This is a genomic window from Saccharothrix tamanrassetensis (genome assembly GCF_014203665.1).
GTDB classification, from domain to species: Bacteria; Actinomycetota; Actinomycetes; order Mycobacteriales; family Pseudonocardiaceae; genus Actinosynnema; species Actinosynnema tamanrassetense.
Genome location: NZ_JACHJN010000006.1, coordinates 197,875 through 217,769, shown reverse-complemented (window position 1 = coordinate 217,769; position 19,895 = coordinate 197,875). Strand labels below are relative to the sequence as shown.

Here is a 19,895-nt window from a genome sequence, read left to right as displayed (position 1 = left end):
GGCTCAGCCCTCGTACTCGTCGCGGACGCGCAGCCACTGCATCGTCGGCGTCTGCGGCCATCCCGCCGGCGAGTCCTCCCACTCCTCCTGACGCCCGTACGGCGTGAGGTCGAGCAGGTTGAAGTCCAGCCGAAGCCGGTCCACGCCCCTCGCGGTGGTGTAGTAGGTGCGGAACACCTCGTCGCCGTCACGCAGGAACACGCTGAGCCGAAACCCGCCGACCAGGCCGATCTCGTCGTAGAACGCGGGGTCGGCGGAGTACCACGGCACCTCGTAGCCCAGCCGGTCCCGCACGGCGCCGATCTCGTCCTGCGACGCGCGCGACATCAGCACCAGCGTCGTGTCACGGGCGTTCAGGTGGTCCTGGCGGCCGATGTTGTCGGTGAACGACGTGCAGCCGCCGCACAGCCAGTCCTGGCCGGGTTCGAGCATGTGGTGGTAGACGACCAGCTGCCGACGTCCGGCGAACAGGTCGAGCAGCCCCACGGGCGTGCCGTCTGGTGCGACGAACCGGTGGTCGGCCGACACCCGTGCCATCGGCAACCGACGGCGCGCGGCGGCCAACGCGTCCAGCGCACGGGTCTGCTCCTTCTCCTTGACCAACAGCTCGTCCAGGGCGGCCTGCCACTCGTCCGCCGAGACCACGTTCGGGCGATCCACGTCCACGCACCTCCGTTGAGTTCCCTGAGGGAACCGTAACAGCTCAAGTTCCTTGAGGGAACCTGGCGGCGTAGACTCGGTCCGTGCAGCGGACGAACTTCGGGGAGATCACGTGCTCGATCGCGCGCACCATGGACGTCATCGGGGAACCGTGGTCACCGCTGGTCCTGCGCAACGTCTACGTGGGCATCAACCGCTTCGACCAGATCCAGCAGAACCTCGGCATCTCCCGCAAGGTGCTCGCCGAACGCCTTCGCTGGCTGGTCGAGCGGAACGTGCTGGAACGCCGCGAGTACGCCGCCAACCGCTACGAGTACGCGCTCACCGAACGGGGCACGGAGCTCGTCGGCGTGCTCATGGTGATGGTCGCGTGGGGTGACAAGTGGCTGGCGGGCGAAGCCGGGCCGCCCGCGCTCTACCGCCACCACGCGTGCGGCGGGATCGGCCACGTCACCCTGACGTGCTCCAACTGCGGCGGCCCGATGAGCGCCACCGACATCGACGTCCTGCCCGGTCCGGGCCTCACGGCCCCGGCAGCCGAACCCGCCGGTTGATTCCACCGGTCGATCTCCGCTGGTGAATCGTCGCGGCGGGCCCTCGTCAGTTGACGAGGATGCCCAGCTCCTCGCAGTCCGACGCGATGTCGCCCGCGCACAGGTCGGCCGACTTGACCACGTTCTTCGCCACCAGGCCCCGCACCTTGTCCCGTGTGATCGGCTCCGCACCCAGCAGCACCGACTTCACGTCCCGCCGCGACACCAGGTCCCGGGTGTTGCCGGTGGCCAGGTCGTCCGCGCCGCTGATGTCGCCGCGCGCCACCGCGATCGCCAGCCGTGCCGCCGCGTCGGCCTCGTCCCGGATGGGCTTGTGGACGGTCATGCACTGGTCGCCGCGCAGCACCGCGCGCAGGCCCTCCAGCGTGGCGTCCTGGCCGGTCACCGGTACGCGCCCGGCCAACCCCTTGGCCCTGAGCACCTCGATCACCGAGCTCGCGAGCCTGTCGTTGGCCGCGATCACGCCGTCGACCCGACCCGAGTTGCCGTTCAGGATCTGCTCGAAGACGGCCTTGCCCAACACCGGATCCCATTTGTCGATCGCCTGGCTCTTCACCAGCCGCAGCGCGTTGCTGTCGTACTTCGGGCCGAGCACGCGGCGCTGCCCGTCCGCGAACAGGGTGGCGTTGTTGTCCGTCGGGGCGCCCTGGATCTCGATGATCTGCCCGCCCGGCTTGTCGCCCAGGCACCGCAACAGGCCCTCGGCCTGCAACTCGCCCACGTTCAGGTTGTCGAACGACACGTAGTAGTCGGCCGTGCCGCCCAGGCTGATCCGGTCGTAGTTGATCACCGGGATGCCCGCCTGCTTGGCCTTGCGCTCGACGGTCGCGCCGCCCTCGGTGCTCAGCGGCGTCGTCAGCAGCACCTTCACGCCGCGCTGGATCATCTCGTCGGCGATGCTCGCGAACTTCGCCTCGTCACCCCCGGCGTTCTCGATCACCGACTCGATGCCCGCGACGGTGAACGCCGAGGCGAGCAGCGGGCGGTCCTGCTCCTCCCACCGGGTGGACGACTCGCGGTCGGGCAGGATCACGCCGACGAGCAGCTTGTCCCCGGCCGGTGCGGCGGTGCCGGGGGACGACGCGCCACCGGTGCCCTTGGCGCCGCAGGACGCGACGAACGTGACGAGCACAGCGCAGGCCGCTGCTCTGCGTAGCCTTCGCATTCGCCAACCCCCTGCACGGACCGACCGCCCGTAGACCGCGAAAATCGGATTGTGCGGATTCCATCCCCCGGAGCCCGGCTTCGTCAAGACGTAGCAACCGCACAGCGCCGAATGGTCCGCACCAATAGGCTTGTTGACCATTAGAGGACATCGAAGCCGCTGGCAGGCTCGTTACCAAAGCGCAAAATGTCACGCTCCGCGCTCACTCGACTACGTTCCCGACTGACTACGAACGACGTCTAACCACATCGACTTTTCTGTGCCAGGGTGTCGCCCGTCCCGAACCTGACCGGACGTGAGGAGACAGCGTGAGAACACTCGGATTCGTTCTGTCAGCGCTCGTGGTGGCAGCCACCGCGGCTGTGCTGGCGGCCTGGGCGCAGCCCCCCGTCGCGAGCTCCGCACAGCCGGTCGCCGCCTCCGACGCCGTGCTCGGCGCGCCCGTGGTGAAGCCGCTCGGCGAGCCCCCGACCGACAGCGGCCCCGGCAACCGCGAGTGGTAGGCCCTATCAAGGCGGCAGTCCAACGATTCCGTCCATTCCGGACCGTCCCGCATGAAACCTTCGGCCACCTCGCAGAATCCACCGACACCGAAGAAACCAAGCCCAAACGGTTCCCACGGCCACGGAACCACCTCCGTCACACAAACGACGGAGACGATTTCACCCAATGCCGACCACTCACAATCAAGCCGCGCGCCAGCGCACACCCCTACCGCGCTGCGTGTCATCCCCGTACGGCCTGCGCGCAGCGAACCACGCTTGTCTTGGGGGTGCAAGCACGCTTCACCGCTTGCACCCCCAAGACAAGCGTGGTTGTCTTTTGACCAGGCCGTACGGGGATGACACGCAGCACCACGCCCACAAAGCTCGTAGAGCTTTGCCCTCATCCTTGGTGGTCTGCCCGTCCGGCGAGGACGCTTTTTCTTTTTAGCGGGATCGGTCGGCGACTTGGTGCTGGATCGCTGCCGGTCCAAAGAAAGGAGCGACGCTCGCCGCTTGGCAGACCTCCGGGGAGGAAAAACGGAAGGCGTCGTGTTCTCCCCGCATGGCCTGCCAAAGACGACCACCCTTGTCCAGGTAGTGCAAGCGGTGAAGCGTGCTTGCACTACCTGGACAAGCGCGGTAGCCCTGCGGGCAGGCCATACGGGGAGAACACGAAGAGACACTTCTGTACGGGCGCGTGCACGTGCGTCAAGCGTCGGTGTCCGTGTTCTGGTGTCGGCGGAAGTGAACAGCTCCTGGTGTCGGCGGAAGTGGTCAGCCCAGTGCCGTCCCCAACGCCTGCCAGTCCAGCACCGGCGCGGCCACGTCCCGGATCGCTGCCAGCAGGCCGAGCCGCGCCTGCTTGACCGCCGGGTCCTCGGCCATCACCAGCACCTCGTCGAAGAACGTGTTCACCGGTCCGGTCAGCCCGCCAGCCGCGGCCACGAAAGCGGCCAGACCGGTGACCCCGGCGGGCACGTCGGCGAAAGCCTTGTGCAGAGCCACTTCCGCCGGTTCGACCAGCACCGCGGGGTCGTACTCCCCCGCCGTCTCCGCCGGCACGATCCGCCGTACCCGTTGCAACGCCGCGACCAGCGCGGCGAACTCCTCGTCGCCGGCCAGCGCGCTCAGCTCGGCCAACGTCTCGTCGGCGCGAGCGGGCGCGTCGGCGAGGGGAAGCACGGCGTTGACGTACCGGTGGTCGTGCCCGGCGTCCAGCAACTGCTGCTCGTACCGCCGAACGGCGAACTCCCGCGCCACACCCAAGGCCTCCGCCGGGACGGACTCGACCGAACCCGAGCCGGCCGAAGCCTCCAGCCCTTCCGCCGCGAGGGAGAGCGCTCGGGACAAAGTGATCTCCCGCAGCTCCGGGAACGCCCGGAGCACGCTCACCGCGCCCAACGCCGCGCGCCGCAGCCCGAACGGGTCCGAACTGCCCGTCGGGTTGGCGCCGATCCCGAACAGACCCGCCAGCAGGTCGAACCGATCCGCCAGCGACAGCAACGCGCCGGCCTTCGACTCGGGCAGCGCATCCCCGGCCGACCGAGGGAGCTCCATCTCGTACAACGCCCGCGCGACCGCGGGAGTCTCGCCGGCGCGCTCCGCGTACTCCCGGGCCATCACCCCGGCGAGGCTCGACAGCTCGATCACCATCTGCGAACCGAGGTCGAACTTGGCCAGCTCGCCGGCGCGCACCAACGTCTCGTCCGCCCCGCCGACCACACCGGCCAGCCGCGACGCCAACGCGGCGATCCGCCCGGCCCGGTCCGCCATCGACCCGAGCTTGTCGGCGAACGTGAGCTTCTCCAGCCCGGCCTTCATCTGCTGCAACGGGGTCCGCAGGTCCGCCCGCCAGAAGAACGCCGCGTCCTCGTACCGCGCCCGCAGCACGGCCTCGTTGCCGGCCCGCACCAGGTCCTCGTCCACCGCGCCGTTCGCCACCGCCACGAAGTGCGGTAGCAACGCCCCGTCCGCGGCCCGCACCGGCAGGTACCGCTGGTGCTTGCGCATCACGGTGGTCAGGATCTGCCCGGGCAGCTCCAGGTACTTCGCGTCGAACGACCCGAGGATCGGTGTCGGCTGCTCGACCAGGTTCGTCACCTCGTCCAGCACGCCGGCGAAGTCGACGACCCCTCTCACCGACGCGGCCAGCTCCTCCGCACGGGCCACGATCGCCGCCCGTCGCGCCTCCGCCGAAACCGTGATCCCGTGGCCGGCGAGGAACTCCGGGTAACCGTCCGAAGTGGGCACTTCGACCACGGGCACCGGAGCGGTCCGGTGGACGCGGGTGGTGGTCCCGGACACCAGCGACGACACCGCGAACGGCACCGGCACCGGACCCAGCCGCGCCAGCAGCCACCGGATGGGCCGGGTGAACGACAACTTCGGGTCGTTCCACTTCATGTTCTTCTCGGCCCGCAGCTCGGCCACCACCGACGCGAGCAACGGCCCCAGCACCTCCACCGCGCCGCCGCCGACCTCAGTGCGCACCACGGCGACGTGCTCGACGCCGTTCTCGACCACCCGCGCCAACTCGGCGACAGCAGCACCCTGGCCCCGAGCGAACCCGAGCGCGGCCTTCGTCGGCTCACCGGAGGCGTCGAACGCCGCCGACACGCGAGGACCGCGCACGGTCTTCTCCGCGTCCGGCTCACGAGGCGCGACATCCGGCACCAGCACCACGATCCGGCGAGGCGTGCCGTGCACCTCCACCGCCCCGTGCGCGAGGCGCGTGCCAGCGAGCTTCTCGGTGACCGCAGCCCGCACCGCTTCCACGGTCCGCGTGACCTCGGCCGGCGGCAACTCCTCCGTGCCGATCTCGAACAGCAACGTCCCGGGCTGGTCGACCTCCGCCGACACCGCCGGCACGGCGGGCGCCGCCAACGGCTCCACCAGCCCCAACGGGTGGCCCAGTTCCTCCCGCCGCGCCGCCCAGAGCTGCGCCACCTCACGAGCCAGCCCCCGCATCCGGGCGAACGCGCGGGCCCGCTCGGTGGTGCTGATCGCGCCACGGGCGTCGAGCACGTTGAACGCGTGCGAGCACTTGAGCACGTAGTTGTGCGCGGGCACGGGCAGCCGGGCGTCCAGCATCCGCCGCGCCTCGGCGGCGTACTCCTCGAACAGCCGCTTGTTGGCCTCGACGTCGGCGTCGTCCAGGTAGTACCGGGACATCTCGTACTCGGCCTGGCCGAACGCCTCGCCGTAGGAGATGCCGGGCGCGTAGGCGATGTCCTTGAAGTGGTCCACGCCCTGCAACGCCATCATGATGCGCTCGATGCCGTAGGTGATCTCCACCGACACCGGGTCCAGCGACATGCCGCCGGCCTGCTGGAAGTAGGTGAACTGGGTGATCTCCAGCCCGTCCAGCCACACCTCCCAGCCCAGCCCCCACGCGCCGAGCGCGGGCGAGGCCCAGTTGTCCTCCACGAAACGCACGTCGTGCGCGCGCACGTCGATGCCGAGCGCTTCCAGGCTGCCCAGGTAGAGCTCCTGCGGGTCGCCCGGGTCGGGCTTGAGGACGACCTGGAACTGGGTGTGCGTCTGGAGCCGGTTCGGGTTCTCGCCGTACCGGGCGTCGTCGGGCCGCACGCTGGGCTCGGCGTAGGCGACCCGCCACGGTTCGGGACCGAGCACCCGCAGCACGGTGGCCGGGTTCAACGTGCCCGCACCGACCTCGGTGTTGTACGGCTGCACGGCGATGCAGCCCCGTTCGGTCCAGTACCTGGTCAGCGCGAGCAGCGCGTCCTGCATCGTGAGCACGGGTGGAGTCTACGAACGAGCCATCACGCAGTTCACAATCGGGCTACTTCGCTGGTCACGGTCCGTCAAGACCCGGTATCACCTCGTCGTGATGTGGGGCTGTGCCACGCTGTGGGCAACCCCAGAGGCGACCGGTACGTCCAAGAGGGCACAACCGGGCACAGGGAGGAGCACGAGTGGACAACCGGCCGCCGAGGCCCGGCGAACCCGACGGGTTCCGCAGGCGACCAGTTCCCCCTCGGAGTCCCTCCGCAGGCCACCCCGGTGCGCAGCCGCCGCGCCGCCCCGTCGACCGGGGTCGTGGTGAGGCCATGCCACCCCGGTCGGGTGGCCTTCCGCCTGGTGACCGCGCTCCCCGCGCCTCACGCGACAGCGACCGCACTCCCGGAGAGCGCTTCCCGAACAACCCGACGCGCAGTGGCGGAGGTACTCCGCCCCGGTCCGGTGACCGCACGCCGAACCCACCCCGCAACGCCTCGGGCACTCCGCCGCGTGACGGCGACCGCACTCCCGGCAACAAGGCGCGCAGTGGCGCGGGAACACCCCGCGCCGGTGACCGTCCCGCCGACCGCGAAGGCGCACGCACGCCGCACGACTCCCGTGGGGCAGGCCGGACCCCACCCGCCGACCGGACCGCGGCACGCGCCGAACGCGACCCCGAGGCCACCCGGGCCCGCCCCCAGCGCACGGACCGCCCCGCCGCCAGGCCGCGCACCGCACCACCCCGCCGCCCCCCGGCCCGGGAGAAGAACGGCTCCCTGGCCGGCCGCACGGTCGCCGCGTTCTGCTCGGTCGTGGTCCTGCTGGGCACCGGCTACGCGTGGTCCAACTTCCAGACGCTCAGCCAGAACCTCACCACCACCGACGTGATCAGCGCGGACGGCGGCGGCGAGCGGCCCGCGGACGGCTCGATCGACATCCTGATGGTCGGCATGGACAGCCGCACCGACGCCAAGGGCAACCCGCTGCCCCAGCACGTCCTGGACGAGCTCCAGGCGGGCGACGAGTCGTCGGGCGGGCTGAACACCGACACCCTGATCCTGATGCACATCCCGAACGACACCGGCAAGGCGGTCGCCGTGTCGTTCCCCCGCGATGCGTACGTGAAGATCGCGGGCGGCTACGGTCGGCACAAGATCAACTCCGCCTACGGGTACGGCAAGAGCGACGCCATCGCGAACCTGCAGAAGAAGGGCGTCACCGACGCCGGGCAGGTCGAGCAGGAGTCCAAGAAGGCGGGCGCCAAGAACCTCATCAAGACGGTCGAGGACCTCACCGGCGTCACCGTCGACCACTACGCCGAGATCAACCTCGTCGGGTTCTACGACATCACCAAGGCCGTCGGCGGCGTGGACGTGTGCCTGAACGACGACACCCGGGACGAGTTCTCCGGCGCGGACTTCCGGGCCGGCCCGCAGTCCGTCGAGGGGCGGGACGCGCTCGCGTTCGTCCGGCAGCGGCACGGGCTGCTGCGCGGCGACCTGGACCGGATCGTGCGCCAGCAGGTGTTCATGGCCGGCCTGGCGAAGAAGATGCTGTCCGCCGGCACGCTGTCCGACCCGGCCAAGCTGCGCGCCCTGATCGACGCGCTGACCAAGTCGATCGTGCTGGACAAGGACTGGGACGTGCTGAGGTTCGCCACCCGGATGAAGGACCTGTCCGGTGGCAACATCCAGTTCGAGACGATCCCGACCGGCGACCCGGAGCTGCAGACGCCCGAGGACGGCCAGGCGATCGAGGTCAACGAGTCCGAGGTCAAGCGGTTCTTCAAGAAGCTGAACGCCGAACCGGACGCGGGCAGCGCGGCCACGCCGAGCGTCGACCCGGCGACCGTCACCGTCGAGGTGCGCAACGCCTCCGGCGTGCCGGGGCTGGCGGCCCGGGTGCTGGAGGCGCTGGTGGCCAAGAAGTTCGTCGACGGCGGCGCGGACAACGCCGGCCAGAGCATGAAGACCTCGGTGGTCCGCTACGGCCAGGGCGGCGAGGCCGCCGCGGAGGCCGTCGGGCAGGCGCTGGGCGGCGTGAAGACCGAGCAGGACGACGACATCCCGGCCGGCAAGGCGCGGGTGTTCGTCGGCAGCGACTACTCCGGTCCCGGGACGCAGAACCTGGCGGGCTCGCCGCTGGTGGGCCTGGACGGGGCGCGCCGGGCACAGCCGGAGACGACGACGGAGCAGCCGATCACCGCGGACGGGGTGCGCTGCGTCAACTAGGGGGAGCTGTCGTGAAGGAGTTCGTCCGGCGCATCCGCTGGAAGCGCGTGCTGGTCGCGGCGGCGCTGCTGGGGGTCCTGGCGGCCACGCCGTGGGTGTGGGTGCGGACGGCCAGTGCGCCGCACCGGTACGCGGCGGCGGACGTGCCCGAGGCGCCCGTCGCCCTCGTCCTCGGCGCGGGCCTGCGCAACGGGCAGCCGACGCCGTTGCTGGCGGGCCGGTTGGACGTGGCCGCCGACCTCTACCGGCGCGGCAAGGTGAAGGTGCTGCTGGTCAGCGGTGACAACAGCCGCAAGGAGTACGACGAGCCCAGCGCGATGCGCGGCTACCTGGTCGCCAAGGGCGTCCCCGAACGCGTGATCGTCGCCGACTACGCCGGACTGGACACCTGGGACTCGTGCTCGCGGGCCAAGCGCATCTTCGGCGTGTCCAGGGCCACCGTGGTCACCCAGGAGTTCCACCTGCCGCGGGCCGTGGCGCTGTGCCGGGAGGCCGGGCTGGAGGCGTTCGGCGTGGGCCACGACACGTCCCGGGCGTTCCGGGCGACCACCGCGTACGGGCACTTCCGCGAGGGGTTCGCCAGCGGCAAGGCGATGTGGGACGGCCTCGTCGCCAAGCCGGACCCGACTTTCCTCGGACCGCTCGAAAACAGCGTGACCAGGGCTCTTGACTCCTGAACCAGCTACCGTGAGTACTTCTCGATTAGCCCGATCGGGTTATGTTTGGGGCGAGTCGCGTAAGCAGACGGCAAGTCGCGCTTTCCATCTGCGTGGGGTCTGTCGGGGCCCCCGCGAACATGGAGGACTTGACGGTGCAGATCGACACAGCGGCGTACCAACGCGTGCTCGGTGATGAGCTCCGCAGCCTTCGCAAGCAGCGTGGATGGACCCGCAAGGAGCTCAACCGCAGGCTGCAAAGCGAAATCTCGTTGCAGACGCTCGCCACGTACGAACTGGGCACCCGCCAGTGCTCGGTGGTCCGACTGGTGGAGATCTGCGTCGCGCTCGGCGTGCCCGCCCACCAGGTGCTGGCCCGGGTGCACGACCGGGTGTTCGGCGACGCCCCCGCCGGCCACCTGTCGGTCGACCTCGCCGCGGTCGTCGCCGACACCCGACCGCAACTGCTGCCGCTGCGCCGCTGGGCGCAGGGCAGGCTGCACCAGCTCTCCCCCGACCAGGCCCCCGAGGTGCACCTGGACCTGCCGGCGCTGGAGTACATGGCGCAGTTGTGCCGGCTCAGCACCGTGGACCTGATCCGGACCCTGCGGGAACTGGACGACCACCGCCCCCGGTAGCATCGGTGACACCCTCCTACCGATGCGGGAAGTCGCTTGCCGAACACTCCTGGTGCAGACCCAGCCCGCCTGCCGCTGCGCACCGCGGCGGCCGTGCGACTGGGCAACATGAGCTCGAAGCTGTCGCAGAAGATGGGTTTGGGCGCGGGCGGCATGATCGGCGGCCGCGTGGCGCTCAAGCTCGACCCGCAGGCGCTGGCGCACCTGACGTCGGGTCGTTCGGTCGCCCTGGTCACGGGCACCAACGGCAAGACCACGAGCACGATGATGCTCAGCCGCGCCGTGTCGTTCCTCGGGCAGGTGGCCACCAACCACGGTGGCGCGAACATGCCCGACGGGCACGTGACCGCGCTGTCCAAGCAGCCCGACGCCCCGTACGCGGTGCTGGAGGTGGACGAGGGCTACTTCCCCGAGGTCTGCCGCGCCGCCGCGCCCGCCGTGGCCGTGCTGCTGAACCTGTCGCGCGACCAGCTCGACCGGGTCGGCGAGGTGCGCACCATCGAGAAGTCGCTGCGCACCGCGCTCGGGTCGGTCGCCGGCGTGGTCGTGGCCAACTGCGACGACATCATGGTGACCTCCGCCGCCCGGGACTGCGCGAACGTCGTCTGGGTCGCGACCGGCACGGGCTGGCACAACGACGCGGCGTCCTGCCCGCGCTGCGGCGACCCGATCCGCTGGGAAGGCGAGCACTGGCACTGCACCGGCTGCGACCTGGCCCGGCCGCGCCCGGACTGGGTGACCGGCGACGGCTACCTGGTGGCTCCCGACGGTGAGAAGGTCGCCCTGTCGCTGCGCCTGCCGGGCAAGTTCAACCTGGCCAACGCCGTGATGGCGACCGCCGCCGCGTTCGCGCTCGGCGTGCCGGTCCGCGAAGCCGTGGAACGCCTCCGCGCGGTGTCCGACGTGGCCGGCCGCTACCGGACCATCCAGCGCAGCGGGCACCGCGCCCGCCTGCTGCTGTCGAAGAACCCGGCGGGCTGGAGCGAGACGCTGACCGTGGTGCGGGAGGCCGACCACCCGGCGGTGCTGGTGATCAACGCCCAGGAAGCCGACGGCCGCGACCTGTCGTGGCTGTGGGACGTGCCGTTCGAACGGCTGCGCGGCCGGCGGGTCATCGCCTCCGGCGAGCGCGCCACCGACCTGGCCGTGCGCCTGACGTACGCGGAGGTGGAGCACACCATCGTGCCGGACCCGCTGAAGGCGATCGACGCGATGCCACCCGGTGCGGTGGAGGTCATCGCCAACTACACCGCTTTCCGCGACCTGAACGCGAGGGCCGCCCAGTGAGCAGCAAGGTTTCCGTCGCCCTCGTCCTGCCCGACCTGCTCGGCACCTACGGCGACTTCGGCAACGCGGTGGTGCTGGAGAAGCGCATGACGTGGCGCGGCATCCCGGCCGAGATCGTGACGGTCCGCTACGGCGAGCCGGTGCCCGACTCGTGCGAGATCTACGTCGTCGGCGGCGGCGAGGACACCGCGCAGACCCTCGCCGTGCGCCACCTGCGGGAACACCCCGGGATGCAGCGCGCCGCGTCCCGCGGTGCGGTCATCCTGGGCATCTGCGCGGGCATCCAGATCTTCGGCGAGACGTTCACCCGGGCCGACCAGGTGACCCACCCCGGCCTGGGCCTGCTCGACTCGACGTCCCACGCCGGCGGCAGCCGCGCCATCGGCGAGGTCGTCGCGACCCCGGCCGACGGTCTGTTCGAAGGCGTCCTCAGCGGCTTCGAGAACCACCAGGGCCGCACCGTGCTGGGCCCCTCGGCCCGTCCGCTGGCCCACGTCAAGGTGGGCACCGGCAACGACGGCTCGGTGGAAGGGGCGGTGCAGGGCCGGATCGTCTGCACCTACCTCCACGGCCCGGTGCTGCCCCGCAACCCGCAGCTGGCCGACCTGCTGATCGAGTGGGCCACCGGCACCAAGCCGGCCCCGCTCGACCTGCCCGCGGTCACCCGGCTCCGCGCCGAACGAGCCAAGGCCGCCGGCGTCTGAGAGGGGACCTCGCGAACAGGCGAGGTCCCTTCCCCATCACACGGACACACGCTCCCGCCGGGCACGCGTCAACGTGTAGTCGTCCGCCCGCACGCTCTTGGTGCGCATCCAGTACCGCCACGTGAAGCCCGGCCACACGGTCCGGTTGATCCCCTGGGCGTCCAGGTACCAGCTCTTGCAGCCGCCCTCGGTCCACACGCCTCTGGTCAGCTTGCGCTGCAACTGCTCGTTGAACCGGGCCTGCACGTCCGGCCGGACGTCCAGCTCGTCGGCCTGGTGCCGGTCGAGCAGCTCCAGGCACTGCCGCACGTACCGGATCTGCGACTCGATCATGAACACCACCGAGTTGTGCCCGAGACCGGTGTTCGGTCCCAGCAGGAAGAAGAAGTTGGGGAACCCGGAGACCGTGATGCCGTAGTAGGTCTCGATCCCCCGCTCCCGCCACTGCTTGGCGAGGTCCACCCCGCCCTTGCCCCGGATGTCCAGGTAGTCGAAGCTGTCGACCACGTGGAACCCGGTCCCGTAGATGATCGCGTCGACCTCGTGCTCGACGCCGGCGTTGTCGACGACGCTGTGCGCCCGGACCTCCGCCACCCCGTCGACGTTGAGGTCCACAGTGGACTTGGCCAGCGCGGGGTAGTAGTCGTTCGAGATCAGGACCCTCTTGCACCCCATGGTGTAGTCCGGCAGCAACTTGGCCCGCAGTTCCGGATCCGACACCTGGGACCGCAGGTGGCGCTTGGCGATGTTCTGGGCCAGCTCCATGATCTTCGGGTTGACCGCGAACCCCAGGGCGCTCGACTCCCGAGTCCAGTAGACGAAGTTGCGGTACAGCCGCTGCGTGAACGGCAGTGCCCGGAAGAGCTTCTGCTCCCAGCTGTTGATGGAGCGGTCGATCTTCGGCATGATCCACGGCGGCGTGCGCTGGAACAGCGTCAACCGGGCGACGTCGTCCGCGATCCGGGGCACGAACTGGATCGCCGACGCCCCGGTCCCGACGACCGCGACCTTCTTGCCCTCCAAGTCGTACGAGTGGTCCCACTCGGCGGAGTGGAACGTCTTCCCCTCGAACTCCTCGATGCCCTTCAGCGCCGGGATGTTGGGGATGTGCAACGCACCGACACCGGCCACCACGGCCTTCGCCGTGTACGTGTCCCCACCCTCGGTCGTCACGTGCCAGACCTTGGCGTCCTCGTCCCACCGCGCACCGGAAACCTTGGTGTTGAAGCGGATGTGCTCGCGCAGCCGGTACTTGTCGGCCACCTTCTTCAGGTAGTCCCAGATCTCCGGCTGCCGGGCGAACATCCGAGTCCACTTGGGGTTGAGCTCGAACGAGTACGAGTACATGTGCGACGGCACGTCGCAGGCGCAGCCGGGGTACGAGTTGTCCCGCCAGGTGCCGCCCAGGTCGCCGGCCTTCTCCAGCACGACGAAGTCGCGCTCACCGGCGCGCTTCAACTCGATCGCCATGCCCAGGCCGGAAAAACCCGTGCCGACAACCAGGACTTTGACCTCTCGGTGCATCCCGTCCTCCAAGTCCGGCTACATACTCTCCAGTAGGTTACTCGAAGTAAGTTACCTGCGGTAGTCTGATTTGGTGACCACGACGGAGCCGCGCCGCAAGCGGATGCCCAAGGCACAGCGCAAGGCGCAGATGCTCGACATCGCCGAGCAGGTCTTCGCCGAGCGCGGCTACCTCGCGACGTCGATGGACGAGATCGCGGAACGCGTGGGCGTCTCCAAGCCGATGCTCTACGAGTACTTCGGCTCCAAGGAAGGCCTGCTCATCGGCTGCATCCACCGAGCGAGAACCGAACTGCTCGACCGCACCCAGCAGGCCGTCACCGGCGCCGACGGCCCGGAGGACGTCCTCCGCGAGGGCCTGCTGGCCTTCTTCGAGTTCATCGGCGAGCACAAGCAGGCCTGGTCGCTGCTGCGCCAGGAAGCCGCCATCACCGTCCCGTCGGCGGTGGAGGAGATCGAGGGCATCAGGCGGCAGCAGACCGACCTCATCGCAGCCGTCATCGCCGCCTTCGACACCGACATGGACCCCACCGAAGCCGAGGCGTTCGCCGAGATCGTCGTAGGCTCGACCGAACGCCTGGCCCTGTGGTGCGAACGCCGCCCCGACGTAGGACCGGCACAAGCCACCACCTACGTCATGGAAGTCGTCTGGCGAGGCGTAGCCACCCGCCTGACCCCCGACCAACACCCCTGACTCCGCCCCGCCTCCGGTCCGCGGGCTGCCGCGCCCCGCGCACACTCCTGCCTCTGCGTGTCATCCCCGTATGGCCTGCCCGTCCGGCGCGGACGCTTTTCAGCTCGTAGACCCATCGCCGCAGGAACGGCCCACGCCACACACAAGCATCGACTCACCCGAACGCGCCCCGACACTTCCGCCCACCCATTCGGGCTAATCGCGTCATGATCATGCCCGAATCCCGGTCAGATAGGCAGGAGAACGGAGGTCGCACCATGCCCACGCTTCCCATCACCGCGAACTACCGGCGCGCCGGCGACGACTGGGAGGTCACCGTGCGCACCGCCGGCAGATCGCTCGACGCCACCGCGCCCGGCCTGATCGCGGCCCGCGTCCAGGCCGACCAGCTGGTGGACGAGATCGCCGGAAGCCACGCCGACCGGGCGGTGGTCCACCTGCTGGACGGTGACGCGCTCGCGTTCTCCGTCGTCTACCTGCACGCGCGGCACGGCCTCACCGTGCCCGACACCCGGCAAACCGAACCGAGCACCCCTCATGACCAGGCAATCGAGGCCTAGGACGGCCCTGAGCCGCCTAGGATGTCCGGCCTAAGGCGAACGGGAGCGCAGACATGGCCACACCGGTGTACAGCGGGGCGCCACGGGCCCCACAACGAGGCAGACCCAGGGACGCGAGCCGCGACGACGCGCTGCGCCAAGCCGCGCTGGAGGTGATGGCGGAGGTCGGCTACCGCGCGCTGACCATGGACGCCGTGGCCGCCCGCGCCCGCGCGGGCAAGGCGACGATCTACCGGCGGTGGGAGTCCAAGCTGGACCTCGTCATCGACACGTGCACGCACCTCGCGGCGGAGAACCTGGCCGAGCCGGACACCGGGTCGCTCGCGGGCGACCTGCGGGAGTTCCTCAGCTCGTTCGCGGCGTTCCTGTCCGGCCCGATCGGCAAGGCGGCACAGGCGCTGGTGGGCGAGCTGCCGCACGAACCGGAGCTGGCCTCGGCGTTCCGCGAGACGTTCCTGATCGCGCAGCGCAACGTGCTGCGGCGGATCCTGGATCGCGCCGACGAGCGCGGCGAGCTGCGCCCGGACGCACCGCGCGGCATGGCGGTCGAACTGGCGGGCGCGGCCCTGATCTACCGGCTGATGCTCACCGGCGACCCGCTCGACCTGCCGTTCGTGGACCGGGTGGTGGACCAGGTGCTACTGCCCCTCGTCGGCGAGGGGCAGTAGCCGGGTCAGCGGAACAGCTTGCGCAGCAAGGCGAGCCCGACGAGTACGGCCACCGCGATCAGCGAGTACCGGACCTTGGGTTCGTCGAGCTTCGCGCGCACGCTGTCCTTGCCCGCCTCGACGAAGCGCTGGGGGTTGGCCCTCGTGCCCAGCTCGTCCAGGGTCGTGGCCAGCGCGTCGCGAGCCTGCTCGATCTCGCGCTGGATGGTGTCGGGGTCGCGAGCCACATCTCCTCCTAGCAGCGGTCTGCCGGTAACCGTAGTTCAGGCGTGGAAACGGCGTTGAGCGGCGTCACGTTCAGCGTTCCACAACGCCGTTTCCATTCGCCTCCCGGCAGCGGCCACCTCGGTACCGGCCCGCCGCACCCGGCCGATAGGCTGGGCGACCACGGGGTCGTAGCCCAATTGGCAGAGGCACACGGTTTAGGTCCGTGCCAGTGAGAGTTCGAGTCTCTCCGGCCCCACCACTCGCGTGGCGGCGGTCGACACCGGCGTCCGCGGGGCGCACCTGGCGCACGGGGTACCCCTGACACGAGGACCCACCGGCGCGGGGGCACTCCTGGCGGGGGTACCTGGCGCGGAACCTCACCCCAGGTACCGCAGGACCTCCAACATCGCCTGCGGGTCGACCGCCTCCGGCCGGGGCTCCGCACAGCCCTCCAGCCCCTCGGTCACCGCCTCGACGTCCAACCCGGTCCCGATCAGCACCAACTCCGTCCGCCGCGGCCCATCCCCCCACGGCAGCCGCTCGAACCGCAGGAAGGCCCCCACCGCGTGCAGGCTGAACCGCTGCCGGTGACCGGGCACGTCGAAGTCCACGAACCCCTTGATCCGGTACAACCCGGCCGGCCGTTCGTCCAGGAACGCCATCAGCCGGGTCGGGTTCATCGCCCCGCCGGTGAACTCGACGCTGTCGTAGTGCACGTGGGCGTGTTCGTGGTCATCGAGCAGGTCCTCGAACGACAGCTGCCCGAACCGCTCGCCACGTGGACGCGGGTCGAACAACAGCGCCGGGTCGATCCGACCGTGCGACGCGGCCACCACCGGCACGCCGGGCTTCAGCCGACCGATCGACTCGACCAGGTCGGCGACCCCGGTCACCCGGTCGGTCTTGTTCAGCACCACCAGGTCCGCCACCCGCAGGGGCCGTTCCAGGTCCGCCGGGAACTCGGCCGCGTCGACCAGCAGCACCAGTCCCCCGTAAGCGATGCGGGGGTTCTCGCTGCCCAGCACCAGGCGGGCCATGGCCTGCGGCTCGGCCAGCCCGCTGGCCTCGATCACGATCACGTCCACCAGCGGGTCCAGCTTGCCGAGCAGCTCGTCCAGCCCGCCCACGTCGACCGCGCAGCACAGGCACCCGTTGCTCAGCGACACCGTCGAGTCGACCTGCCCGGCCACGCTCATCGCGTCGATGCCGATCGCGCCGAAGTCGTTGACCACGACCCCGATCCGGGTACCGCGCGCGCTCGTCAACAGGTGGTTGAGCAGGGTCGTCTTGCCGGAGCCGAGGAACCCCGCCACGACGACCACCGGGATCCGCTTCACCCGGCGGATCCTAGTCGACCATCGTTTCCAGGAAGAGGTCCGTGGCGGGTGGCGCGCGCACGGCGTCCGGAAGATCCGCGTGTTTCACCGCCGGGGCAGGAGGAACCCCACCAGGGAGGGAGGTGGTCGAGCTCACGCCGAACCGCAGGGTCGGGTATGTGCTGCTGTCCGGCTTGGCCATCCGGGACCACCAGGCGTTCGTCGACCTGGTCCCGGACGGGGCGGGACGCGGATCCGCCGGCACTCGTCGTCCGAGTCCGCGGTGTGCGGCACCGGGTGGCTCCACCGCCGGGTGTCGCAGGCCGTGACCACCCGGTACGCCGAGGGACCGGCCGCGCACGCCGCGCGGTGACGGTGGGGCTGCCGCCCGCATAGGGGGGCTCTCCACTGAGGTTTTCCACACCCCGTTGTGCGGTCCGCTTCATGGCACCCCGGTCCCCCGCGTTCGTAGCGTGGTGATCATGGATGTTGTCGAGTGGGTCACCGATCTGATGGAAGCGTTCGGCGCGCCGGGCGCCGGGCTGGCGATCGCGCTGGAGAACCTGTTCCCGCCGCTGCCCAGCGAGGTGTTCCTGCCGTTGGCCGGGTTCACCGCGAGCCGGGGCGGGATGAGCCTGGTGGCCGCGATCCTGTGGACGACGGCGGGATCGGTGGCGGGCGCGCTGGTGCTGTACTACGTGGGCGCGCTGCTCGGCCGTGACCGGGTGCGGGCGATCGTCTCGAAGATGCCGCTGCTCAAGGTGTCCGACGTGGACAAGACCGAGGAGTGGTTCCGCAAGCACGGCCGGGCGACCGTGTTCTTCGGCCGGATGGTCCCGATCTTCCGCAGCCTCATCTCCATCCCGGCGGGGGTGGAGCGGATGCCGCTGCACACCTTCGTCGCGTTCACCGCCGCCGGCAGCGCGATCTGGAACACCGCGCTGATCCTCGCCGGCTACCTGCTCGGCGAGAACTGGCACGTCGTCGAGCAGTACATGGGCATCGTGTCGAAGGTCGTGCTGGGCGTGGTCGTGCTGGCCGTGGTGTGGTTCGTGGTGTCACGGCTGTCCAAGCGCAAGGCTCACGACCGCAGGTAGCGCAGGATCGCCAGCACCCGCCTGCTGTAACCGTCCACATCAGACAAACGAAGCTTGTCGAAGATGGCGTTCACGTGCTTCTCCACGGCGCTGCGCGACACGTGCAGCTTCGCCGCGATGGCGTTGTTCGTGTGGCCTTCGGCCATGTGCGCCAGCACCTGCCGCTCCCGCGCGGTCAGCACGTCCAGCGGGTGCTCCGACCTGGCCAGCAGCCGGCGCACCACCTCCGGGTCGAACGCCGCGCCGCCCTCGCCCACCCGGCGCAGCGCGTCCAGGAACTCCTCCACCTGCACCACGCGGTCCTTCAGCAGGTAGCCGACGCCCTCGGCGCGGTCGGTGAGCAGGTCGACCGCGTAGCGCTGCTCGACGTACTGGGACAGCACGAGCACACCGACACCGGGATGCCTCCGGCGGATCTCCAACGCGGCCTTCAGGCCCTCGTCGGAGTTCGTCGGAGGCATCCGCACGTCGGTCACCACCACGTCCGGCAGATGTGCGGCCACGACCCGCAGCAGCGCGTCCGCGTCGCCGACCGCCGCCACCACCTCGTGCCCCTCCTCGGCGAGCAGCCGCACCAGGCCCTCGCGCAGCAGCGTCGAGTCCTCGGCCAGGATCACCCGCACGGCAGCTCCGCGGTGATCACCGTGGGGCCGCCCACCGGGCTGTGCACGCCGAACCGGCCGTCCAGCGCCAGCACCCGCCGGGACAGCCCGGCCAGCCCGCCGCCCGCCGGGTCCGCTCCCCCGACACCGTCGTCCTCGATCCGCACCCGCACCGCGCCCCCGTCCCCGGTGATGTCCACGCTGATCATGGTCGCACCCGAGTGCTTCGCCGCGTTCGTCACCGCCTCGGAGACCACGAAGTACACCGCCGTCTGCACCCTCTTCGGTGCGCTCGTCCGTCCACAGTGGATCTCGACCGGGATCGCCGAGCGGTCCGCGACCGCCTCCAGCGCGTCCGCGAGGCCCAGCGCGTCCAGCGCCGCCGGGTACACCCGCCAGGCGACTTCCCGCAGGTCCTCCAGCACGTGCCGGGACTCGTCGTGCGCCTGGCCCAGCAGGTCTTCGGCGTGTTCGGGGTGGCGCCGGGCGCGACCGAGCAGCATCCCCAGCGCCACCAGGCGCTGCTGCACGCCGTCGTGCAGGTCGCGTTCGATGCGCCGGCGCTCGGCGTCCACGGCGGCCACGATGCCCGCGCGGCTCTCCGCCAGCTCGTCGATGCGCTTGCGCAGCACCTCCGCCTCGCTGGGGCCGAGGTACCGCCGCGCCACCTTCGCCTCCAGCGCCGCCACGCCGATGAGGCCCTGCACCTCGATGTAGAGCAGGACGCCGCCGATCAGCGCGGTCCACGCCACGGCGGCCAGGTCGTCGCCCAACTCGATGCCGTCCAGGCCGTTCACGACGATCCGCTGGGCCGCGATCACGCCGAGGCCGATGCCGTAGAACAGCCACGCCAGCACGAAACCGCCGAACAGGCCCACCAGCGCGCGCACGGCGAGGTAGCGGACCGCCTGCGGCCGGGTCGGTTCGGCGCTGTCGATGTCGAGGAACGCGCTGATCCGGCGGCGGTCCCACCCGGCGAACCGCTGGGCGGCCGGTCGGGCGAACACCACCACCAGCAGGCCGGCCAGCCCGCTGAAGAAGCCGAGCAGCAGGCCGGCGACCAACCGCAACCCCCGGAGCACGTGACCGAGGCTAGTCGACCCGAT

19 protein-coding genes and 1 tRNA gene are annotated in these 19,895 nt (G+C 70.4%); 12 read left to right on the top strand and 8 right to left on the bottom strand.

Annotated features, from left to right (window positions below; genetic code table 11):
- Nucleotides 1-3: 3 nt before the first annotated feature.
- Nucleotides 4-660, bottom strand: a complete 657-nt coding sequence (locus FHS29_RS20530) for a DUF899 family protein (RefSeq protein ID WP_184692765.1) — start codon at nucleotides 658-660, stop codon at nucleotides 4-6.
- A gap of 83 nt (nucleotides 661-743) precedes the next feature.
- Here FHS29_RS20530 and FHS29_RS20525 point away from each other — a divergent pair, with 83 nt between their 5' ends.
- Nucleotides 744-1,214, top strand: a complete 471-nt coding sequence (locus tag FHS29_RS20525; protein ID WP_184692763.1) for a winged helix-turn-helix transcriptional regulator — start codon at nucleotides 744-746, stop codon at nucleotides 1,212-1,214.
- A gap of 46 nt (nucleotides 1,215-1,260) precedes the next feature.
- Here the strand turns inward: FHS29_RS20525 and FHS29_RS20520 are convergent, their stop codons facing one another.
- Nucleotides 1,261-2,379 carry a sugar ABC transporter substrate-binding protein gene (locus tag FHS29_RS20520; protein ID WP_184692761.1) on the bottom strand — a complete coding sequence of 373 codons (1,119 nt, stop codon included), beginning with the start codon at nucleotides 2,377-2,379 and terminating at the stop codon, nucleotides 1,261-1,263.
- Nucleotides 2,380-2,687: 308 nt separating this feature from the next.
- Between FHS29_RS20520 and FHS29_RS20515 the strand changes: the two genes are divergently transcribed.
- A complete protein-coding gene (locus FHS29_RS20515) occupies nucleotides 2,688-2,882 on the top strand; it encodes a hypothetical protein (RefSeq protein WP_184692759.1) in 195 nt (64 codons plus the stop codon).
- Between the two features lie 756 nt (nucleotides 2,883-3,638).
- On the opposite strand, the gene FHS29_RS20510 is transcribed toward FHS29_RS20515, so the two are convergent.
- Complete coding sequence (locus tag FHS29_RS20510) at nucleotides 3,639-6,614, bottom strand: glycine--tRNA ligase (protein ID WP_184693328.1); 2,976 nt, start codon at nucleotides 6,612-6,614, stop codon at nucleotides 3,639-3,641.
- Nucleotides 6,615-6,934: 320 nt separating this feature from the next.
- Between FHS29_RS20510 and FHS29_RS37730 the strand changes: the two genes are divergently transcribed.
- The 5 genes from FHS29_RS37730 to FHS29_RS20485 all read left to right on the top strand — a co-directional run bounded on the left by FHS29_RS37730 (nucleotide 6,935) and on the right by FHS29_RS20485 (nucleotide 12,121).
- Nucleotides 6,935-8,836, top strand: a complete 1,902-nt coding sequence (locus FHS29_RS37730; protein WP_184692757.1) for an LCP family protein — start codon at nucleotides 6,935-6,937, stop codon at nucleotides 8,834-8,836.
- Nucleotides 8,837-8,847: 11 nt separating this feature from the next.
- Nucleotides 8,848-9,513, top strand: a complete 666-nt coding sequence (locus FHS29_RS20500; RefSeq protein ID WP_184692755.1) for a SanA/YdcF family protein — start codon at nucleotides 8,848-8,850, stop codon at nucleotides 9,511-9,513.
- A 134-nt stretch (nucleotides 9,514-9,647) separates the two neighbouring features.
- Entirely contained in the window at nucleotides 9,648-10,130 is a 483-nt protein-coding gene (locus FHS29_RS20495) for a helix-turn-helix domain-containing protein (protein WP_184693326.1), read from the top strand.
- Nucleotides 10,131-10,238: 108 nt separating this feature from the next.
- Nucleotides 10,239-11,417, top strand: a complete 1,179-nt coding sequence (locus FHS29_RS20490; RefSeq protein ID WP_184692753.1) for a Mur ligase family protein — start codon at nucleotides 10,239-10,241, stop codon at nucleotides 11,415-11,417.
- On the top strand, nucleotides 11,414-12,121 hold the full coding sequence (locus tag FHS29_RS20485; protein WP_184692751.1) for a type 1 glutamine amidotransferase: 708 nt from the start codon (nucleotides 11,414-11,416) through the stop codon (nucleotides 12,119-12,121). The genes FHS29_RS20490 and FHS29_RS20485 overlap by 4 nt, the downstream gene beginning before the upstream one ends.
- A gap of 36 nt (nucleotides 12,122-12,157) precedes the next feature.
- Here FHS29_RS20485 and FHS29_RS20480 read toward each other — a convergent pair whose 3' ends face one another.
- Entirely contained in the window at nucleotides 12,158-13,645 is a 1,488-nt protein-coding gene (locus FHS29_RS20480; RefSeq protein ID WP_184692749.1) for a flavin-containing monooxygenase, read from the bottom strand.
- Between the two features lie 73 nt (nucleotides 13,646-13,718).
- Between FHS29_RS20480 and FHS29_RS20475 the strand changes: the two genes are divergently transcribed.
- From FHS29_RS20475 to FHS29_RS20465, 3 genes are all read left to right on the top strand, one after another.
- On the top strand, nucleotides 13,719-14,339 hold the full coding sequence (locus FHS29_RS20475; RefSeq protein ID WP_376774451.1) for a TetR/AcrR family transcriptional regulator: 621 nt from the start codon (nucleotides 13,719-13,721) through the stop codon (nucleotides 14,337-14,339).
- A 257-nt stretch (nucleotides 14,340-14,596) separates the two neighbouring features.
- On the top strand, nucleotides 14,597-14,899 hold the full coding sequence (locus tag FHS29_RS20470) for a hypothetical protein (RefSeq protein WP_184692747.1): 303 nt from the start codon (nucleotides 14,597-14,599) through the stop codon (nucleotides 14,897-14,899).
- 53 nt (nucleotides 14,900-14,952) lie between these two features.
- A complete protein-coding gene (locus tag FHS29_RS20465) occupies nucleotides 14,953-15,567 on the top strand; it encodes a TetR/AcrR family transcriptional regulator (protein ID WP_184692745.1) in 615 nt (204 codons plus the stop codon).
- A 5-nt stretch (nucleotides 15,568-15,572) separates the two neighbouring features.
- Here the strand turns inward: FHS29_RS20465 and FHS29_RS20460 are convergent, their stop codons facing one another.
- Complete coding sequence (locus FHS29_RS20460; RefSeq protein ID WP_184692743.1) at nucleotides 15,573-15,794, bottom strand: DUF3618 domain-containing protein; 222 nt, start codon at nucleotides 15,792-15,794, stop codon at nucleotides 15,573-15,575.
- Nucleotides 15,795-15,956: 162 nt separating this feature from the next.
- On the opposite strand from FHS29_RS20460, the gene FHS29_RS20455 reads away from it, so the two are divergent.
- Nucleotides 15,957-16,033, top strand: a tRNA-Leu gene (locus tag FHS29_RS20455).
- A 118-nt stretch (nucleotides 16,034-16,151) separates the two neighbouring features.
- Here FHS29_RS20455 and FHS29_RS20450 read toward each other — a convergent pair.
- Nucleotides 16,152-17,111 (bottom strand): CobW family GTP-binding protein, encoded by a 960-nt coding sequence (locus tag FHS29_RS20450; RefSeq protein ID WP_184692741.1) that lies wholly within the window; start codon nucleotides 17,109-17,111, stop codon nucleotides 16,152-16,154.
- 461 nt (nucleotides 17,112-17,572) lie between these two features.
- Here FHS29_RS20450 and FHS29_RS20445 point away from each other — a divergent pair, with 461 nt between their 5' ends.
- A complete protein-coding gene (locus FHS29_RS20445; RefSeq protein WP_184692739.1) occupies nucleotides 17,573-18,187 on the top strand; it encodes a DedA family protein in 615 nt (204 codons plus the stop codon).
- Here the strand turns inward: FHS29_RS20445 and FHS29_RS20440 are convergent.
- Nucleotides 18,172-18,810, bottom strand: coding sequence for a response regulator transcription factor (locus FHS29_RS20440; protein WP_184692737.1), 639 nt, complete (start codon nucleotides 18,808-18,810; stop codon nucleotides 18,172-18,174). The genes FHS29_RS20445 and FHS29_RS20440 overlap by 16 nt on opposite strands.
- Complete coding sequence (locus tag FHS29_RS20435) at nucleotides 18,801-19,871, bottom strand: sensor histidine kinase (RefSeq protein ID WP_184692735.1); 1,071 nt, start codon at nucleotides 19,869-19,871, stop codon at nucleotides 18,801-18,803. Before FHS29_RS20435 ends, FHS29_RS20440 begins: the two co-directional genes overlap by 10 nt.
- Nucleotides 19,872-19,895 lie beyond the last annotated feature (24 nt).

Excerpts from the sequence above, each read along its gene's own strand:
- FHS29_RS37730 (WP_184692757.1), top strand. The coding sequence starts at position 6,935 with ATGCCACCCCGGTCGGGTGGCCTTCCGCCTGGTGACCGCGCTCCCCGC.
- FHS29_RS20490 (WP_184692753.1), top strand. The coding sequence starts at position 10,239 with ATGAGCTCGAAGCTGTCGCAGAAGATGGGTTTGGGCGCGGGCGGCATG.
- FHS29_RS20510 (WP_184693328.1), bottom strand. The coding sequence starts at position 6,614 with ATGCAGGACGCGCTGCTCGCGCTGACCAGGTACTGGACCGAACGGGGC.
- FHS29_RS20465 (WP_184692745.1), top strand. The coding sequence starts at position 14,953 with ATGGCCACACCGGTGTACAGCGGGGCGCCACGGGCCCCACAACGAGGC.
- FHS29_RS20480 (WP_184692749.1), bottom strand. The coding sequence starts at position 13,645 with ATGCACCGAGAGGTCAAAGTCCTGGTTGTCGGCACGGGTTTTTCCGGC.
- FHS29_RS20470 (WP_184692747.1), top strand. The coding sequence starts at position 14,597 with ATGCCCACGCTTCCCATCACCGCGAACTACCGGCGCGCCGGCGACGAC.
- FHS29_RS20520 (WP_184692761.1), bottom strand. The coding sequence starts at position 2,379 with ATGCGAAGGCTACGCAGAGCAGCGGCCTGCGCTGTGCTCGTCACGTTC.
- FHS29_RS20445 (WP_184692739.1), top strand. The coding sequence starts at position 17,573 with ATGGATGTTGTCGAGTGGGTCACCGATCTGATGGAAGCGTTCGGCGCG.